Source organism: Klebsiella sp. JB_Kp042 (assembly GCF_040065275.1).
Taxonomy (GTDB): Bacteria; Pseudomonadota; Gammaproteobacteria; order Enterobacterales; family Enterobacteriaceae; genus Klebsiella; species Klebsiella quasipneumoniae.
On record NZ_JBEAJL010000031.1, the window covers coordinates 1 to 18174 of the forward strand.

At 60.4% G+C, this 18174-nt stretch carries 19 protein-coding genes and 1 riboswitch; of the genes, 8 read left to right on the plus strand and 11 right to left on the minus strand.

Annotated elements, in window-relative coordinates:
- Positions 1 to 178: 178 nt before the first annotated feature.
- The 6 genes from ABLV54_RS11385 to moaA all read right to left on the minus strand — a co-directional run bounded on the left by ABLV54_RS11385 (position 179) and on the right by moaA (position 3641).
- The gene (locus ABLV54_RS11385) at positions 179 to 883 is read right to left on the minus strand and encodes a Bax inhibitor-1/YccA family protein (protein WP_032455204.1); all 705 of its coding nucleotides are present in this window, start codon (positions 881 to 883) and stop codon (positions 179 to 181) included.
- Between the two features lie 45 nt (positions 884 to 928).
- Positions 929 to 1381, minus strand: a complete 453-nt coding sequence (gene moaE, locus ABLV54_RS11390) for a molybdopterin synthase catalytic subunit MoaE (protein ID WP_004886150.1) — start codon at positions 1379 to 1381, stop codon at positions 929 to 931.
- Between the two features lies 1 nt (position 1382).
- A complete protein-coding gene (gene moaD / locus ABLV54_RS11395; protein ID WP_004886145.1) occupies positions 1383 to 1631 on the minus strand; it encodes a molybdopterin synthase sulfur carrier subunit in 249 nt (82 codons plus the stop codon).
- On the minus strand, positions 1624 to 2112 hold the full coding sequence (gene moaC, locus ABLV54_RS11400) for a cyclic pyranopterin monophosphate synthase MoaC (RefSeq protein WP_004886142.1): 489 nt from the start codon (positions 2110 to 2112) through the stop codon (positions 1624 to 1626). Before moaC ends, moaD begins: the two co-directional genes overlap by 8 nt.
- Positions 2113 to 2115: 3 nt before the next feature.
- A complete protein-coding gene (gene moaB, locus ABLV54_RS11405) occupies positions 2116 to 2628 on the minus strand; it encodes a molybdenum cofactor biosynthesis protein B (protein ID WP_023288921.1) in 513 nt (170 codons plus the stop codon).
- A gap of 23 nt (positions 2629 to 2651) precedes the next feature.
- A complete protein-coding gene (gene moaA, locus ABLV54_RS11410; RefSeq protein WP_017900173.1) occupies positions 2652 to 3641 on the minus strand; it encodes a GTP 3',8-cyclase MoaA in 990 nt (329 codons plus the stop codon).
- Positions 3629 to 3767, minus strand: a riboswitch (molybdenum cofactor riboswitch). (Overlaps the previous gene by 13 nt.)
- A gap of 208 nt (positions 3768 to 3975) precedes the next feature.
- Here moaA and yvcK point away from each other — a divergent pair.
- From yvcK to pmrB, 4 genes are all read left to right on the plus strand, one after another.
- Positions 3976 to 4881, plus strand: coding sequence for a uridine diphosphate-N-acetylglucosamine-binding protein YvcK (gene yvcK, locus ABLV54_RS11415; RefSeq protein WP_050532956.1), 906 nt, complete (start codon positions 3976 to 3978; stop codon positions 4879 to 4881).
- Between the two features lie 103 nt (positions 4882 to 4984).
- The gene (eptA, locus tag ABLV54_RS11420; protein ID WP_050532957.1) at positions 4985 to 6625 is read left to right on the plus strand and encodes a phosphoethanolamine transferase EptA; all 1641 of its coding nucleotides are present in this window, start codon (positions 4985 to 4987) and stop codon (positions 6623 to 6625) included.
- A complete protein-coding gene (gene pmrA, locus ABLV54_RS11425) occupies positions 6625 to 7296 on the plus strand; it encodes a two-component system response regulator PmrA (RefSeq protein WP_023288918.1) in 672 nt (223 codons plus the stop codon). Before eptA ends, pmrA begins: the two co-directional genes overlap by 1 nt.
- Positions 7297 to 7299: 3 nt before the next feature.
- Positions 7300 to 8397 (plus strand): two-component system sensor histidine kinase PmrB, encoded by a 1098-nt coding sequence (pmrB, locus tag ABLV54_RS11430; protein WP_023288917.1) that lies wholly within the window; start codon positions 7300 to 7302, stop codon positions 8395 to 8397.
- 252 nt (positions 8398 to 8649) lie between these two features.
- Here the strand turns inward: pmrB and uvrB are convergent, their stop codons facing one another.
- Positions 8650 to 10671, minus strand: coding sequence for an excinuclease ABC subunit UvrB (uvrB, locus tag ABLV54_RS11435; protein ID WP_004886127.1), 2022 nt, complete (start codon positions 10669 to 10671; stop codon positions 8650 to 8652).
- A 410-nt stretch (positions 10672 to 11081) separates the two neighbouring features.
- Here uvrB and ABLV54_RS11440 point away from each other — a divergent pair, with 410 nt between their 5' ends.
- Complete coding sequence (locus ABLV54_RS11440; RefSeq protein WP_032428688.1) at positions 11082 to 11294, plus strand: hypothetical protein; 213 nt, start codon at positions 11082 to 11084, stop codon at positions 11292 to 11294.
- Between the two features lie 86 nt (positions 11295 to 11380).
- The gene (locus ABLV54_RS11445; protein ID WP_050532958.1) at positions 11381 to 12103 is read left to right on the plus strand and encodes an ATP-binding cassette domain-containing protein; all 723 of its coding nucleotides are present in this window, start codon (positions 11381 to 11383) and stop codon (positions 12101 to 12103) included.
- Here ABLV54_RS11445 and bioD read toward each other — a convergent pair.
- From bioD to bioB, 4 genes are read right to left on the minus strand one after another with little or no spacing between them, the layout of a single operon-like run.
- Positions 12045 to 12767: a dethiobiotin synthase gene (bioD, locus tag ABLV54_RS11450; RefSeq protein ID WP_050532959.1), complete on the minus strand. Its 723-nt coding sequence runs from the start codon at positions 12765 to 12767 to the stop codon at positions 12045 to 12047. The genes ABLV54_RS11445 and bioD overlap by 59 nt on opposite strands.
- Complete coding sequence (gene bioC, locus ABLV54_RS11455; RefSeq protein ID WP_048297102.1) at positions 12760 to 13515, minus strand: malonyl-ACP O-methyltransferase BioC; 756 nt, start codon at positions 13513 to 13515, stop codon at positions 12760 to 12762. Before bioC ends, bioD begins: the two co-directional genes overlap by 8 nt.
- The gene (gene bioF / locus ABLV54_RS11460; RefSeq protein ID WP_348814130.1) at positions 13499 to 14656 is read right to left on the minus strand and encodes an 8-amino-7-oxononanoate synthase; all 1158 of its coding nucleotides are present in this window, start codon (positions 14654 to 14656) and stop codon (positions 13499 to 13501) included. Before bioF ends, bioC begins: the two co-directional genes overlap by 17 nt.
- Positions 14653 to 15693 carry a biotin synthase BioB gene (bioB, locus tag ABLV54_RS11465; protein ID WP_023288913.1) on the minus strand — a complete coding sequence of 347 codons (1041 nt, stop codon included), beginning with the start codon at positions 15691 to 15693 and terminating at the stop codon, positions 14653 to 14655. Before bioB ends, bioF begins: the two co-directional genes overlap by 4 nt.
- Positions 15694 to 15905: 212 nt before the next feature.
- Between bioB and bioA the strand changes: the two genes are divergently transcribed.
- Both bioA and ABLV54_RS11475 read left to right on the plus strand, forming a co-directional pair.
- Complete coding sequence (bioA, locus tag ABLV54_RS11470) at positions 15906 to 17195, plus strand: adenosylmethionine--8-amino-7-oxononanoate transaminase (protein WP_050533139.1); 1290 nt, start codon at positions 15906 to 15908, stop codon at positions 17193 to 17195.
- A 70-nt stretch (positions 17196 to 17265) separates the two neighbouring features.
- Positions 17266 to 17742: a kinase inhibitor gene (locus ABLV54_RS11475; protein WP_002895575.1), complete on the plus strand. Its 477-nt coding sequence runs from the start codon at positions 17266 to 17268 to the stop codon at positions 17740 to 17742.
- Positions 17743 to 18174 lie beyond the last annotated feature (432 nt).

Sequence of the window (18174 nt, forward strand, 5' to 3'; positions counted from 1 at the left end):
TTTCAGCAACAATGGTGAATAAATTAACGACAGGTCGTAAGAACGTAGGCCGGGTCAGGCGCAGCCGCCACCCGGCAAAAAAACGGCGCAACAGGGTTGCCTGAAAGGTAATCAATGCTTGCCCGGCGGCGTTACGCTTGCCGGGCGTTCTGAGATGCAACCCCTTGATATAAAGAGGTTAGCGGCGATTGCCCATAATACGCAGCAGCATCAGGAACAGGTTGATGAAATCCAGATACAGCGTTAAGGCGCCGAGGATCGAGTATTTACGCAGCGTGGCGCTGTCGCGGGTATCAATCTGCTCGCCGATATTTTTCAGCTTCTGGGTGTCGTAGGCGGTCAAGCCGACAAACAGCACCACCCCAATGTAGGTCACGGCCCACATCAGCGCCTCGCTCTTCAGCCACAGGTTGACCAGCGACGCCAGTACGATGCCAATCAGCCCCATAAACAGCATGCTGCCGAAGCCGCTCAGATCGCGTTTAGTGGTGTAGCCGTAAAGGCTCATCGCCCCGAACATCCCGCCAGTGACCACAAAGGTGCTGGCGATGGAGGAGTAGGTATAGGCGATAAAAATGCTCGACAGCGTCAGCCCGGTGAGCGCCGAATAGAGCATAAACAGGGTGGTCGCCATCCCGGCGCTCAGCCGCTGTACCATCCCCGACAGCACAAACACCAGCGCCAGCTGGGCGATGATCAGCCCGAAGAAGGTGATTTTGCTCGAAAAGACGAACATCATCACCGCCGGGGTGTTAGCCGCAAACCACGCGATAAACGCCGTCAGCAGCAGGCCAACCGTCATCCAGCCGTACACCTGCGCCATATAAGTCTGCAGGCCGCTGCGGCCCTGCACTATTGAATCGGAACGCGGATATCTGTCCATGACTCTCTCCTGATTAACAAAGTTTCACTCTGTAAGCGTATCACACTACCAGCGCTCTGCCGCCTGGCGATCGCTGTCGCGGGCGTCGACCCAGCGCTCGCCCTCCGGCGTCGCCTCGCGTTTCCAGAACGGCGCACGGGTTTTCAGGTAGTCCATCATAAACTCGCCGGCGGCGAAGGCGCTGCCGCGGTGGGCGCTGGTGACGCCGACAAACACAATCTCTTCCCCCGGCCACATTTCGCCGATGCGATGGATAATGGTCACCCGGCCCAGCGGCCAGCGCTCGCGCGCCTGGTCGACAATCTCCGCCAGCGATTTCTCGGTCATCCCCGGATAGTGCTCAAGAGTCAGCGCTTTCACGCTGTCGCCGAGGTTGTGATTGCGCACTTTACCGGTGAAGGTAACCACCGCGCCGTCTTCATCGCGTTCGGCCAGCCAGAGATACTCCTCGCCAACGCTAAAGCGCGCCGGGCTAACGACGATACGAGTTTGTGTCATGTCAGCCCCCGGTGACCGGTGGGAAGAACGCCACTTCATCCCCGCTGGCGACAGGATGGTCAAAGGCGGTCAGCGTCTGGTTAACCGCCGCCAGCAGCTTGCCCTCCTCCAGGGCCAGCGCCCAGCGATCGCCGCGAGCGGCAAGCTGCTGACGCACAGCCTCAACGGTGGCCAGCTCGCTGGCGTCGAGAGTCAGCGAATCAGTACCCACCAGCTCGCGCACCTGGGCAAAAAACAGAACCTTAATCATGGCGTTCGTCCACCTTAAAATCGCCGGACTTGCCGCCGCTTTTCGCCAGCAGGCGCACCGGGCCAATCACCATATCCTTCTGCACCGCCTTGCACATATCGTAAATGGTCAGCGCGGCAACCGAGGCGGCGGTAAGGGCTTCCATCTCGACGCCGGTTTTGCCGGTCAGGCGGCAGAGCGATTCGATGCGCACCCGGTTATGTTCCGGCTGCGCCTGCAGATTGACTTCCACTTTGCTGAGCATCAGCGGATGGCACAGCGGGATCAGCTCCCAGGTGCGCTTGGCCGCCTGGATCCCGGCGATACGCGCGGTGGCGAAAACGTCGCCTTTATGGTGGCTGCCATCGATAATCATCGCCAGGGTCGTCGCCTGCATCTCGACATAAGCCTCAGCGCGCGCTTCGCGCACCGTTTCCGCTTTGCCGGAGACATCCACCATATGGGCTTCGCCCGCGGCGTTAATATGGGTCAGTTGTGACATAAATTATTTCTTCAGGTGAGGAATAAAATTACAAGGACGGGTGCGGGCATCCAGCTGCGGGGCAATAATGTTGTCCCACGCGGTGCGGCAGGCTTTCGTCGAGCCCGGCATGGCGAAGATCAGCGTGTGGTTGGCGACGCCGGCCACCGCCCGGGACTGCAGCGTCGAGGTGCCGATCTCTTCGAACGACAGCATGCGGAACACTTCGCCAAAACCTTCCACCTCACGGTCAAACAGCGGCAGCAGCGCTTCCGGCGCCTGGTCCCCTTCGGTGAATCCGGTCCCGCCGGTGATCAGCACCACCTGCACCTCATCGCTGGCGATCCACGCCGATACCTGGGCGCGGATGGCGTAGCGGTTCTCTTTGACTATCGCCTTATCGACGACATGGTGCCCCGCCTCCTGCGCCGCCTCACGCAGCCAGTGGCCGGAAGTGTCGTCCTCTTCGCCGCGACGACTGGAAACGGTAAGAATAGCAATACGGGTCGGAATAAACTCAGCGCTAGCCTGGCTCATTTGAATGCTCCTTTCGAATACGATTATCCGCCAATATAGGACAGGTTCTGCGTAATGCCGGTGTTGCCCTGATGCAGGAAATGGGTCTGCTTTTTGTGGGTTAAGGCTTCGGCGATCCGCGCTTCCAGCGCAGCCTGCTGCCGATCATCGGCCATCAGGTCGCGCAGGTCGACGCCGCCTTCGCCAAACAGGCACAGGTGCAGTTTGCCGACGGAGGAGACGCGCAGACGGTTGCAGGTGGCGCAGAAGTCTTTTTCGTACGGCATGATGAGGCCGATCTCGCCGGCGTAGTCCGGATGACAAAAGACCTGCGCCGGACCATCGCTGCGCTGGCGGATCTGGTGGATCCAGCCGCGGCGCAGCAGCTCGTCGCGCAGCACCATGCCGGAGAGATGGTGACGGCGGAACAGGTCGCTGCCCTCGCCGGTTTCCATCAGTTCAATAAACCGCAGCTGAATTCGACGCGGCTGGATCCACGCGAGGAAGGTATCAAGCTGGTGATGGTTAACATCGCGCATCAGCACGGTATTCACCTTCACCTTGTCAAAGCCCGCGGCGAAAGCGGCGTCAATCCCGTCCATCACCTGGTGGAATTTGTCCTGGCCCGTGATGGCATGGAACTGGCGGGCGTCGAGGCTATCGACGCTGACGTTGATCGCCGTCAGCCCGGCATCGCGCCAGCGTTCGACATCGCGCGCCAGGCGGTAACCGTTGGTGGTGACGGCAATCTGACGGATCGCCGGGTTTTCACGCACGGCGGCGATGATCTCGGTGAAGTCACGGCGCAGGGAGGGTTCCCCACCGGTGAGGCGAACTTTTTCAGTGCCCAGCGCGGAGAAAGCGCGCGTAACCCGGCGCACTTCGTCTACGCTGAGAAAGCCGTTGTTATTGACGGCGCCGGGCTTGTAGCCATCCGGCAGGCAGTAGGTGCAACGGAAATTGCACACATCGGTAATCGACAGACGCAGGTAATAAAACTTACGCGCGAATGCATCGGTAAGCTGTGAGGCCATATACACCTTTCCAAATACGGGAGACGCGGTCATTTCTTCCCACGCCCTGGCGACAACCGGCGGCGTCGCGGCCAAACCGCCATATCTTTTGACACAGGCGAAGAGGCTAGAGTGTTAACAGGTTATGCCGATAGTAGCGCGTTCCAGGCGGTTTCGCCATTTGCGATTTCGCTATATATTCTTGTATATATCGCTACCTTCGTGCATTTTCGTTACAGAATAGCCATAAATCATCTTTTTGCCTTGATATCGGTCAGTTTGTCGGGCTCCTCCCATCGTCTTTTAGGGGTAGATCGGGTAGTGTGTGGCCGTTTATGTGAAATAAGGAATTTCTATGCGCAATCGTACATTCGCTGACCTGGATCGGGTGGTGGCGCTCGGCGGCGGGCATGGTCTGGGTCGGGTGATGTCCTCCCTCTCCTCGCTGGGCTCACGGCTGACCGGCATTGTGACCACCACCGACAACGGGGGATCCACCGGGCGGATCCGCCGCTCGGAAGGCGGCATTGCCTGGGGCGATATGCGCAACTGCATCAATCAGTTAATCGCCGAGCCGAGCGTGGCGTCGGCGATGTTTGAGTACCGTTTTAGCGGCAATGGCGAGCTTTCCGGCCATAACCTGGGAAATCTGATGTTAAAGGCGCTGGATCACCTCAGCGTGCGGCCGTTAGAAGCGATCAATTTGATCAGAAACCTGCTCAAAGTGGACGCTTTTCTTATTCCGATGTCGGAACAACCGGTGGATTTAATGGCGCTCGATCATGAAGGCCATGAAGTATACGGTGAAGTGAATATCGATCAGCTGGATGGTGTGCCGCAGGAGCTGATGCTCACCCCGCCGGTACCGGCCACCCGCGAGGCGGTAGAGGCCATCGCCGAAGCCGATCTGATCCTCATCGGCCCGGGCAGTTTCTATACCAGCCTGTTGCCGATCCTGCTGCTTGACGAGATGGCCCAGGCGCTGCGCCGCACTCCGGCGCCGATGGTGTTTATTGATAACCTCGGCAAAGAGCACAGCCCGGCCGCGAGGCTGTCGCTGGCGGAGCGCATCGCGATTATGGAGCGCTACGTGGGCAAGCGGGTGGTGGATGCAGTCATCGCCGGCCCAAAAGCCGATATCAGCGGCATCGACGACCGGCTGGTGATCCAGACGCCGCTGGAAGCCAGCGACGTGCCCTATCGCCATGACCGGGCGCTGCTTCGCGGGGCGCTGGAGAAAGCGCTCCAGCTGCCGGGCTGATCCTGCGCGCCGAAGGCTCGGCTTTCGGCGCACCTTAAAATCTTAAGGTTGTCTTAAAACAGAGCTGGCACTATACCCTTATCTCTTCCTGTGGGTATGTACTATGTCGTTATTGCCTCTGCGTCGGCCGGTCGTCAGCCGCACGACTTATCTGATTATTTTCGCGGTCTATATCGGGCTTTTTCTTAACCTCGCCTTCTACCGCCAGGCGTATACGCTGCTGCCGGTGAACAACCTGCACACCGCGCTGGTGTTTCTGAGTATGCCGCTGGTGGCATTCAGCGTGATGAATATCCTCACCACCCTCGCCTCGTTCCTCAAGCTTGACCGGCTGGTGATTAGCCTTTTTATTCTGCTCAGCGCATCGGCGCAGTACTTCATCTGGAGCTTCGGCGTGGTGATCGACCGCAGCATGATCACCAACATCCTCGACACCACCCCAGCGGAGAGCTTTGCCCTGCTCTCCGGCGAAATGATCGTTGTCCTTGGCCTCTCCGGGGTGCTGGCGGTGCTGGTCGCCTGGTGGGTTAAAATTCGTAAACCGGCCACGCTATGGCGCGGCGTGGCCTGGCGCCTGGTGAATATGGTGGCCTCCGCGCTGCTGATCGTCCTGATTGCCGTCCTCTTTTATAAAGACTATGCCTCGCTGTTTCGCAACAACAAGGAGCTGGTGAAATCCCTGAGCCCCTCCAACAGCATTGTGGCGGTGAACTCTTGGTATGCGCACCATCGCATGGACAACCTGCCGCTGGTGAAGATTGGCGAAGATGCCAAACAGAAACCGGTGATGCATAACGGTCCCCGTAAGAACCTGACGATTGTGGTGCTGGGCGAAACTTCCCGGGCGGACAACTTCTCGCTGGGCGGATATCCGCGCGACACCAACCCGCTGATGCAACAGGACGGGGTGATCTACTTCCCGCACACCACCTCCTGCGGAACCGCCACGGCGGTCTCGGTGCCGTGCATGTTCTCCAACATGCCGCGCGCGCACTATGACGAAGAGCTGGCCCATCATCAGGAAGGGGTGCTGGATATTCTGCAGCGCGCCGGCATTCAGGTGTTGTGGAACGACAACGATGGCGGCTGCAAGGGGGCCTGCGATCGGGTACCGCATCAGAACGTGACCGATCTGAAGCTAACCGGGCAGTGCATCGACGGCGAGTGCTACGATGACGTGCTGTTCCATCATCTCGACAGCTATATCGATAACCTGCAACAGGATGGCATTATTGTGCTGCATACCATCGGCAGCCATGGGCCGACGTACTACAATCGCTATCCGGCTGAATTCAAAAAATTCACCCCAACCTGCGACACCAATGAGATCCAGGGCTGTACCCGGGAGCAGTTGACCAACACGTATGACAACACCATCCTGTACGTCGACCACGTGGTGGATAAAGCGATAAAACTCCTGCAGGCGAAACAGGACAAATTCACTACCAGCCTGGTGTATCTTTCCGACCACGGCGAGTCGTTAGGGGAAGATGGGGTCTATTTGCATGGTCTGCCATACTCTATCGCGCCGGATACGCAGAAACACGTGCCGATGGTGATGTGGCTCTCTGCCGACTACCAGCAACGCTACGGCATTTCCGCGCAGTGTCTGCAGCAGCGAGCGAAAAAAGAGAATTACTCGCAGGATAATCTGTTCTCCACCCTGCTCGGCCTGCTCGGCGTCAGCACCCACGAGTACCAGGCGGCAGATGATATTTTAACGCCATGTAGAGAGGCTGGTTGATGAAAATCTTAGTCATTGAAGACGATGCGCTGCTGTTGCAGGGGTTAATCCTGGCGATGCAAAGTGAAGGATACGTGTGCGACGGCGTCTCCACAGCGCACGAAGCGGCGCTGTCGCTGGCCAGCAATCACTATAGCCTGATCGTGCTCGATCTTGGCCTGCCGGACGAAGACGGCCTGCATTTTCTCGCCCGCATGCGACGGGAGAAAATGACCCAGCCGGTGCTGATCCTCACCGCCCGCGATACCCTTGAGGATCGCATTAGCGGTCTCGACACCGGCGCGGATGACTATCTGGTGAAACCCTTTGCCCTGGAAGAGCTGAACGCGCGCATTCGCGCCCTGCTCCGTCGGCATAATAATCAGGGCGATAACGAAATCAGCGTCGGCGACCTGCGCCTCAACGTCACCCGTCGCCAGGTGTGGCTCGGTGAGACGGCGCTGGATCTGACGCCGAAGGAGTATGCCCTGCTATCGCGACTGATGATGAAAGCCGGCAGCCCGGTACATCGCGAGATCCTCTACAACGATATCTACAGCTGGGACAATGAGCCAGCGACCAATACCCTGGAAGTGCACATCCACAACCTGCGCGATAAGATTGGCAAATCGCGGATCCGCACCGTCAGGGGCTTCGGCTATATGCTGGCTAACCACAACGAGACGGAATAGACCATGGCTCTGTTTGCAACCGAAAACTGGACCATGCGCCACCGGCTGCTGTTGACCATCGGCGCCATTCTGGTGGTCTGTCAGCTGATCAGCGTCTTCTGGCTATGGCATGAGAGCAAAGAGCAGATCCAGTTGCTGGTGGCCAGCGCCATCGAAGGGCACAACAATCAGAAGCATGTGGAGCATGAGGTAAGGGAAGCGGTCGCCAGCCTGCTGGTGCCGAGCCTGTTGATCGTGGGTCTGGCGCTGTATATCAGCATGCTGGCGGTACGCAAAATCACCCGCCCGCTTTCACGTCTGCAAAGCGAGCTGGAGAGTCGCACGCCGGACAACCTCACCCCCATCGTGCTCAGCGAATCGGTACCTGAGGTGACGGCGGTGACCACCGCCCTGAATCAGCTGGTTTCCCGCCTCAATCTGACCCTTGACCGCGAACGGCTGTTTACCGCCGACGTGGCGCATGAGCTGCGCACCCCGCTGGCCGGGCTGCGGCTGCACCTTGAGCTGCTGGCGAAAGTGCATGGCATGGGCGTCGACCCGCTGATCCAGCGCCTCGACCAGATGACCACCAGCATTTCGCAGCTGCTGCAGCTGGCACGCGTCGGTCAGTCCTTTTCCGCCGGCAGCTATCAGCAGGTGCTGCTGCTGGATGACGTGGTCAAACCGCTGCAGGATGAGCTGGAGACCATGCTGGCCGAGCGCCAGCAACGGCTGCTGCTGACGGATGTCGAAAGCGAGGCCGTCGTCTCTGGCGACGCGACGCTCATCCGCGTCATTCTGCGCAATCTGGTGGAGAATGCCCATCGCTACAGCCCGCAAGGGTCGACGATCCGCGTGTCGGTGAAAGCGGGTCTGATGCCGGTGATGGCAGTGGAAGATGAAGGACCGGGAATTGATGAGGCGAAAAGCGGCGAACTCAGTAAGGCCTTTGTACGCATGGACAGTCGCTACGGCGGCATAGGGCTTGGACTGAGCATCGTCACGCGCATTGCTCAGCTGCATGACGCCCAGTTCTTTTTGCATAACCGCCAGCCGGGGCCAGGGGTCCGCGCGTGGGTGTTATTCCCGCGGCGTGCGGGTCAGAACGTCAGCACCCACTGATGGAAGAAGGCAACAATAATGACCAGGGCGGTGGCGACCGCCAGATATTCACGGAAGTTGATTTTTTGCATGGGCACTATCCTCATCAGGTTGAGGATAGTGTCGCCTGGCGAGATTAAGCAAACATTAAGAAGGCCGCTTTGCGGCCTTTTTTCTTCTCCGCCGTGGGTTATCTGGCTGCGGAACGGTCAGCGCAGCGCCGTACCTTCACTGCCCCCTCGCCTATCCCCGTCCGGCGGTATGCGCCAACACTCAGGAGGCGGCGATAAACAGTTCGCGCAGCTGATGCAGCTGGTCGCGAATTTGCGCCGCCTCTTCGAACTCGAGGTTCTGCGCGTGCTGCATCATCTGCCCTTCCAGCTCGTGGATTTTCTGCTGCAGCGCTTTTGGCGTCATATCCACGCCGCTGAGCCCGGCAGGCTCGACGGCCTTCGCTTTACCGCGCCCTTTGGCTTTGGTTTTCGCCAGGCTCTGGCCCAGCTGCAGGATATCCACCACTTTCTTGTTCAGCCCCTGCGGCACGATGCCATGCTCTTCGTTGTAGCGCTGCTGCTTCTCCCGTCGCCGCTCCGTCTCACCGATGGCTTTCGCCATCGAGGGAGTGATCTTATCGCCGTACAGAATAGCCTTGCCGTTGACGTTGCGCGCCGCGCGGCCGATGGTCTGGATCAGCGAGCGTTCGGAGCGCAGGAAGCCCTCTTTGTCCGCATCGAGGATCGCCACCAGCGACACCTCCGGCATATCCAGCCCCTCACGCAGCAGGTTGATCCCCACCAGCACGTCAAACTCGCCAAGACGCAGGTCGCGGATAATCTCCATACGTTCGACGGTGTCGATATCCGAGTGCAGATAGCGCACCCGCTCGCCGTGCTCCTCAAGGTACTCGGTTAAGTCTTCCGCCATCCGCTTGGTGAGGGTGGTGACCAGCACGCGCTCGTTGATGGCCGTGCGCAGGCGGATCTCCGACAGCAGGTCGTCGACCTGGGTGGCCACCGGCCGCACTTCGATGATCGGGTCCAGCAGACCGGTCGGACGCACCACCTGATCCACCACCTCGCCGCCGGATTTATCCAGCTCGTAGGCGCCGGGGGTCGCCGACACGTAGATGGTTTGCGGCGCCAGCGCTTCGAATTCTTCAAACTTCATCGGCCGGTTATCCAGCGCCGACGGCAGGCGGAAGCCGTACTCCACCAGCGTCTCTTTGCGCGCCCGGTCGCCGCGGTACATGCCGCCGATCTGCGGCACCGTGACGTGGGATTCGTCGATCACCAGCAGGCCGTCTGCCGGCAGGTAGTCGAACAGGGTGGGAGGCGGCTCGCCGGGCCCGCGCCCGGAGAGGAAGCGCGAGTAGTTTTCAATGCCCGAGCAGTAGCCCAGCTCGTTCATCATTTCGAGGTCGAACTGGGTGCGCTGGGTTAAGCGCTGCTCTTCCAGCAGCTTGTTGTTGGCCAGCAGCACCTTGCGCCGCTCCGCCAGCTCCAGCTTAATCTCTTCCATCGCCTGGACGATGCGTTCCCGCGGCGTCACGTAGTGCGTCTTGGGATAAATGGTGTAGCGCGGCACCGTCGATTCCACATGGCCGGTAAGCGGGTCGAACAGCGACAGGCGCTCAACCTCTTCGTCAAACAGCTCAATGCGCAGGGCGATATCGTCGGATTCCGCCGGGAAGACGTCGATCACCTCGCCGCGCACGCGGAAGGTGCCGCGCTGGAAGGCCTGATCGTTGCGGGTATACTGCAGCTCGGCCAGGCGGCGCAGGATCGCCCGCTGGTCAATCAGCATCCCCACCGTCAGATGCAACATCATTTTCAGATACAGGTCCGGGTCGCCGAGGCCGTAGATAGCCGAGACCGAGGCCACCACCACCACATCGCGCCGCTCAAGCAGCGCTTTAGTGGCCGACAGGCGCATCTGCTCGATATGTTCGTTTACCGAGGCGTCCTTCTCAATGAAGGTATCTGAGCTGGGGACGTAGGCTTCCGGCTGGTAGTAATCGTAGTAGGAGACGAAATACTCGACGGCATTCTCGGGGAAAAATTCTTTCATCTCGCCGTAGAGCTGGGCCGCCAGGGTTTTGTTTGGTGCCAGCACCATCGTCGGCCGCTGCAGATCGGCAATCACGTTGGCGATGGTAAAGGTTTTACCGGAGCCGGTGACCCCCAGCAGCGTTTGATGCGCGAGCCCATCCTCCAGCCCCTCTTCCAGGCGGCGGATGGCTTCCGGTTGGTCTCCGGAGGGGCGAAAGGCGGAATGCAGAACAAACGATTTACTCATCAATCAGAACCTGAAAAAGATTTAGCGGCCGGTGTTTAATTCTACCCCTCGGGCCGTTTTTTGCCAACAAAATATACTGGATATTTAAACAGTACGTGATTATGATAGCGCCACGATTTGGCCTTTTTTGCCGGCAACCGGGATATAAAACGCGCGCCGGGCGGAATAATCCTCCGGCCGTCAGGGTTATCCCCAGAAATTTTTACCTTTTAACATTTGTCAAGCGGACGGGTGAAAGTTTTATGGCAGAAGATGACGCTTTTCTTACACCCATTGATTTTATCTAACAATCTGATATTTAATGCTTTTAAAGAAAAGACGCCTTTCGCGCCAATTCAGCCGCAAGCCGCGTACGCTCTAGCTTACCGCAGGTTTTCTAACTCTAATACACAAGGTTATCCACAGGAATAGTGGATAACTGTCTGCAGCCCAAGACCGCCGCCGCCCGGCGCAAATCGTCTGGCGGCTTAAACCGCGCGGCGAAAAATTTTTATCGAACTATTTTTGATAACTATCCGCTTAAAGCCGCTCGATTTTTGCTGCTTTTTGCACCACCCTTTAGCGTCGGGCACCGGAAAAGTGCAGCCCCGGCGCTGGCTGTGCCTGATGGTATCGGCGTTTAGCGTTTTTTTCCGAGCGTTCTTTTTCCTGGCAAGAGTTTTGCAGCATCTTTCTGTCGCCCTGACGCCAGGATAAGGAGAAAACGTCCATGTTGAATTTACAGGCAGTAAATCACTTTTACGGCAACCAGCATTCGCTGTGGAATGTCGATCTTGTACTACGCCCGGGGGAGTGCATTGGCGTACTGGGACGCGAGGGCATGGGAAAAACCACCCTGGTTAACTGCATTGCCGGGCACCTGCCGGTGGCCAGCGGCCGGATGACCTGGCATGACATTGGCGCCCCGCCGCAGGATCTCACCACCCTGTCGGCCCAGTCGCGCAGCGCCATCGGTATCGGCTATGTGCCGCAGGATAAACGCATCTTCTCCCAGCTCAGCGTGGAAGAGAATCTACATATTGCCCTCGCGGCCGGGAAACCCGGGGCTAACGCCAGCGGCGGCGAAATCTATGAACATTTTCCCGAACTCTATGCCCTACGGCAACGCAAAGGCGCCTCGCTGAGCGACGACGATCAGTACCAGCTGGCGCTGGCCAGGGCGCTGATTGTCCAGCCGCGGCTGCTGATCCTTGATGAACCCTCGCGCGGCAGAGGGCCGCGCTGTCTGCAAAAGCTGGCGGATCTGCTGCTGCGGTTGAATCGCGATATCGGCCTGACGGTGCTGCTCGCCGAGCAGCACCTGCCCTTTATCCGCCGGGTGGCGGATCGTTTCTGTGTTTTGCACCGGGGCCGTAACGTCGCCGAAGGCGATATTATGGCGCTGGATGAACCGCTGCTGGCGCAGTGGATGACGCCGGATCCAGCGCCCTGAGGTCCAGATACTGGCCGAGATCGTCGCGCTGCGCGATATCGGCAAGCCACGGTATTTCACCGAGGAACGGCGCGGCCAGCCGGTTTTTCAGCGTCGCCAGATACTCGGCGTGGCGCTTGCCCGGCGGCAGCACGTCATTGGCGATCCACCCCGCGAGCGGCAGCCCCGCCTGACGTACCGCCTGGGCGGTAAGCATCGCGTGGTTGATGCAGCCGAGCTTAACACCCACCACCAGAATCACCGGCAGCTGCTCCGCCTGCGCCCAGTCGGCGAAGGTCAGGGTTTCCGAAAGCGGCGTAAACCAGCCGCCGGCCCCTTCCACCAGCACCCAGTCGGCGAGGCGTTCTAACTTGCGCAGCCCGCTGGAGAGCCTCGCCGCGGCGATCGGCCGTCCTTCGTCGGCGCTGATGATATGCGGTGAGGTCGGCTCGGCGAAGGTATACGGGTTAACCTGCTCATAGCGCAGCGCGACCCGGCTATGACGCTGCAGCGCCAGCGCGTCTTCATTACGCAGCCCGGCGGCGGTAAGCTCGCTGCCGGAAGCCACCGGCTTATAGCCGGCGGTGTGAAAACCCAGCTGATTCGCCGCCTGCAGCAGGGCGCTGCTGGCGATGGTTTTCCCGACTTCAGTGTCGGTCCCGGTGACAAAAAAACGTTTAGTCACGCTCAATGACTCCTGTAAAAAGAGAATACGTCAGCGGGCAGACGCCCTGCCGCTGCGGCCAGGCCAGCTGTAGCTCGCGCAGTTTGCCGCGGCTAAGCGGGGCCGATGCCCGCCCCTGGTGCAAATGGGTGGCGCCGATGCCCTTCAGCGATCGCATGGCGCTCAGCGCATCGACGAACGGCAGGCTAATCTGATGCACCTCACCGGACGCCCGCAGGCCGCTCAGCGCCTCGCGCACCGCCGCTTCGCTGAGAAAACGGTTGGCATGCGGCCGGTCGTCGATGGCCTGCCACGCCTGATTGAGCTCCGGCAGCGAGTCGGCCAGCAGCGTGCTAAACGCCACGCTGCCGCCGGGACGCACCACCCGGTACAGCTCGCCAAGGGCTGCGCGCAGATCGTCGCACCACTGCACCGCCAGATTGCTCCACGCCAGATCGACGCAGGCATCGGGCAACGGCAGCGCCTCAATGTCGCCCAGCAGGTAATGCTGGGCGGCGTCGTTACGCTGCGCCTGGGCCAGCATCCCGGGGGAGAGATCCAGCGCGGTCACCACGCTGCCCGCCTCACGCCAGCGGCGGCTCATGCTGCCTGGGCCGCAGCCGGCATCCAGCACCCGGGGAAAATCGCGACGCGCCAGCTGGCGCAGCAGCAGTTCCGCGCTGCGCCGCTGCAGTTCATCATGTTGCGAATAGCCGCTGGCCGCCCGGCCAAACGCCGCGGCGACCGCCTGCTTATTCACCGTGGCCATGCAGCACCTCCAGTAAACGGTTAATGTCCTCAGCCTGATGGGCGGCGGTCAGGGTCAGGCGCAGACGAGCGCTGCCGACCGGCACCGTCGGTGGACGGATCGCCGTTGCCCAGCAGCCCGCGTCGCGCAGACGGCTGGCCAGGCTCAGCGCCCGGCCGTTATCGCCGACGATCAGCGGCTGGATCGCGCTGACGGAGTCGGTCAAACCCAGCGACGTCTCGCCCATCCCCGAGCGGAACTGACGGATACGGGCGGCCAGGGTGTCGCGGCGGCGCTGGCCTTCATCGCTGCGTATCACCTGCAGCGCGGCGCTCAGCGCCACCGCCTGGGCGGGCGGCATCGCGGTGCTGTAGATCAGATGGCGGGCAAACTGCAGCAGATAATCGGCCAGCGCGTCATCGCACAGCACCGCCGCGCCGCTGACGCCGAACGCCTTGCCGAAGGTAACCACCAGCAGCTCAGGGCGCACCGCCTGCGCGGCGCAGCTCCCGCGTCCTTCGTCGCCGACCACGCCGACACCGTGGGCGTCATCCACCAGCAATAGCGCCCCGGCGGCCTGCGCCGCGGCGTGAATGGCCGCCAGCGGCGCGCTGTCGCCGTCCATGCTGAAAATGCCTTCGGTGACCGCCAACTGTTCGCCCGCCAGCGGCTTAGCCAGCAGTTGAGCGAGATGTTGCGGATCGTTGTGGCCGAAACGGCGTAGCTGCGCCGGGCTCAGACTGGCCGCCTCCAGCAGGGAGGCGTGGCTCAGGCGGTCGGCCACAATCCGATCCTCTTTATCCGCCAGGGCGGCGATCAGCGCCTGATTGGCGGCAAAGCCGGAGATAAACAGCAATGCGCGCGGGTAGCCCAGCCAGTCGGCAAGTTCCTCTTCCAGCGCACGGTGGGCCTCGCTATAGCCGCTTACGTGTCCCGAGCCGCCGGAACCGATGCCATAACGTTCCGCCCCCTGCTGCCAGGCGGCGATAATCGCCGGATGCTGGCTCAGGCCGAGATAGTCATTACTGGAGAAGTTAAGCCAGCGCTCCCCTTCCCGCTCCAGCCAGCGCCCGGCGCCGTGCGTCACCGGCAGGCGGCGGCGAAGGGCATCCGCCGCCCGTCGCTCGTCCAGCGCCCGATCGATTCGCTGCTGCCAGGTCATAGCGCCGCCGCGTTGTAATATTCCTCAGTGTCCGGGGTGAGTAAGGCCTGCTCCAGACGCTGCTGCTGCTCATTGTCGCCTTCCAGCACCGCCGTCTGTTGCGGGTTGATCCCCAGCTTGCGGAACAGCTGCAGATCGTTGTCCTCTTCCGGGTTCGGCGTGGTCAGCAGCTTGCAGCCGTAGAAAATGGAGTTCGCCCCGGCCATAAAGCACATCGCCTGGGTCTGCTCGTTCATCTGCTCGCGGCCGGCGGAGAGACGCACGTAAGAGGTGGGCATCATGATGCGCGCGATGGCGATAGTGCGAATAAAATCGAAAGCGTCGACGTCGTCGTTATCCGCCAGCGGCGTACCTTTGACTTTTACCAGCATGTTGATGGGCACGCTTTCCGGCGGCGTGGGCAGGTTGGCCAACTGCAGCAGCAGGCCGGCGCGGTCTTTCACGGTCTCCCCCAGCCCGACGATACCGCCGGAGCAGACTTTGATCCCGGCGTCACGCACTTTGTCCAGGGTATCCAGGCGCTCCTGGTAGGTGCGGGTGGTGATGATGTTGCCGTAAAATTCCGGCGAGGTATCAAGGTTGTGGTTGTAGTAATCGAGGCCCGCCTCGGCCAGGCGCTGCGCCTGGCTGTCGGTCAGAGTGCCGAGCGTCATGCACGACTCCAGCCCCAGAGCCTTCACCCCTTTCACCATCTGCTCCAGATAGGGCATATCGCGATCGTTGGGGTTTTTCCACGCCGCTCCCATGCAAAAACGCGTGGAGCCGGCGTTTTTTGCCTGACGGGCGGACTCCAGAACCTGCTCGACCTCCATCAGGCGCTCGGTTTCGAGACCCGTTTTATAACGCGCGCTCTGCGGACAATATTTACAATCTTCCGGGCAGGCGCCGGTCTTGATCGACAGCAGGGTGCTGACCTGCACCTGGCGCGGATCAAAGTGTTGACGGTGGATTTGCTGCGCTTCGAAGAGCAGGTCGATCAGAGGTTTATTAAATAATTCCGTAACTTGCGACATTGTCCAGCGGGGTTGGCGAGCCATTTTCCTCTCCAAAGGTCGTACACTACCTGTTTCACACAGCCTCTTTGTTGGCTGCACTCGCACACCCCTGTCAGATAGTGAACTATGCTGCTGGGGATGTTCTCGCTTGCCGCCTCGATGCTGCGGGAAATATTTTGTGTACGTTTCATTGTAAGTAAGTTCAGTGTAGACTTGTAAACCTAAATGTTTTCAAAATGGTTTACAAGTCGCTTATGACCCTGGACGATCTCGCCTTCGATCGGCGCCACATCTGGCACCCCTACACCTCTATGACTTCCCCCTTGCCGGTCTACCCGGTGGTTTCCGCCCACGGTTGCGAGCTGTCCCTCGCCAGCGGAGAACAGCTGATTGACGGTATGTCCTCCTGGTGGGCGGCGATCCACGGCTACAATCACCCACGTCTTAATGCGGCGATGAAAGCGCAAATCGACCAGATGTCGCACGTGATGTTCGGCGGGATCACTCACCCCTCGGCGGTGGCGCTGTGTCGTCAGCTGGTGGCAATGACTCCGCAATCGCTGGAGTGCGTTTTCCTCGCCGACTCCGGTTCGGTAGCGGTTGAGGTGGCGATGAAAATGGCCCTGCAGTACTGGCAGGCGAAAGGCCAACCGCGTCGTCGTTTCCTGACCTTCCGCAACGGCTATCACGGCGATACCTTCGGCGCGATGTCAGTCTGCGATCCGCAGAACTCGATGCACAGCCTGTGGCAGGGCTATCTACCGGATAACCTGTTTGCCCCCTCGCCGCAGAGCCGCTTTGACGGCGAGTGGGATGAAAGGGATATGGTGCCCTTTGCCCGCCTGATGGCCGCGCACCGTCACGACATCGCCGCGGTGATCCTCGAACCGATCGTTCAGGGCGCGGGCGGGATGCGGATGTACCATCCGGAGTGGCTGAAGCGGGTGCGTAAAATGTGCGACCGGGAAGGGATACTGCTGATCGCCGATGAGATTGCCACCGGCTTTGGCCGCACCGGCAAGCTGTTCGCCTGCGAGCACGCCGGTATCGCCGCCGATATTCTGTGTCTGGGCAAGGCGCTGACCGGCGGCACCATGACCCTCTCCGCCGCGCTGACCACCCGCGAGGTGGCGGAAACCATCAGCAACGGTGAAGCCGGCTGCTTTATGCACGGCCCAACCTTTATGGGCAACCCGCTGGCCTGCGCGGTGGCCAGCGAAAGCCTGCGCCTGCTGGAGAGCGGCGAATGGCAGCGGCAGGTGGCGGCGATTGAAGCCCAGCTGCAGACCGAGCTGGCTCCGGCGCGGGGATCCGCCCTGGTCGCCGACGTCCGCGTGCTGGGCGCTATTGGCGTGGTTGAAACCTGTCGCCCGGTCAATATGGCTGCCCTGCAGCGCTTTTTCGTCGAGCAGGGGGTGTGGATCCGACCGTTTGGCCGCCTGATCTACCTGATGCCGCCGTATATCATCACGCCTGAACAGCTGTCCCGCCTGACCCGCGCCGTTAACCTGGCGGTGCAGGACGAAACATTTTTTAGCGAATAAATAGCGGAATTGCGTCGTGGTGCAGGCTACACTTCCTGGTTAATCAGCGCATTATCAATGAGGATGAAGCATGAAACTGATCAGTCACGATCTCCAGGACGGCGGTAAGCTGCCTAATCGTCACGTCTTCAACGGCATGGGCTACGATGGCGACAATATTTCGCCGCATCTGATGTGGGATGATGTGCCCGCAGGAACCAAAAGCTTTGTGGTGACCTGCTACGATCCGGATGCGCCGACCGGCTCCGGCTGGTGGCACTGGGTGGTGGCTAACCTGCCTGCGGATACGCGCGTCCTGCCGCAGGGGGCCGGTTCCGGTCAGGCGGAGCTGCCGGAAGAGGCCGTTCAGACCCGTACCGATTTTGGCAAGGCGGGATACGGCGGCGCGGCGCCGCCGAAGGGCGAGACCCACCGCTATATCTTTACCGTCCACGCCCTGGACGTTGAGAAAATTGAGGTGGATGCCGAGGCCAGCGGTGCAATGGTCGGCTTTAACGTCCATTTCCATTCCCTCGCCAGCGCCTCCATCACCGCCCTGTTCAGTTAATCTTCCCCCGGATAGCGGCTTGCGCCTTATCCGGGCTACCTGCGGCGCCACGTGTTTTTCAGGTGGCGCTACACTCATCTTTATCAGATAACACTTACATATCAAATAAATACACGTAGCTGTAGGCCTGGCAAGCGCCGCGCCGCCGGGCAAGGACTGCGGGCACGGAGTCGATTTTGTGCCGGGTGGCGGCTACGCCTTACCCGGCCTACAGGGTCCTCTCCCAGGCATACACCTCGCAGACCCGGCAAGCGCCGCGCCGCCGGGAAAGTATTGATTACCTTCCAAACAACGCTGTTACATGGTTGTTTTGCCGAGTGGCGGCTGCGCCTTACCCGGCCTGGAGGGTTCGTGCGACCTGTCGTTAATTTATTCACCAGCCTTGCTGAAACTGCCGGTGCTGGCGGCCTCAAAATCGCTGAGACGTTCCCG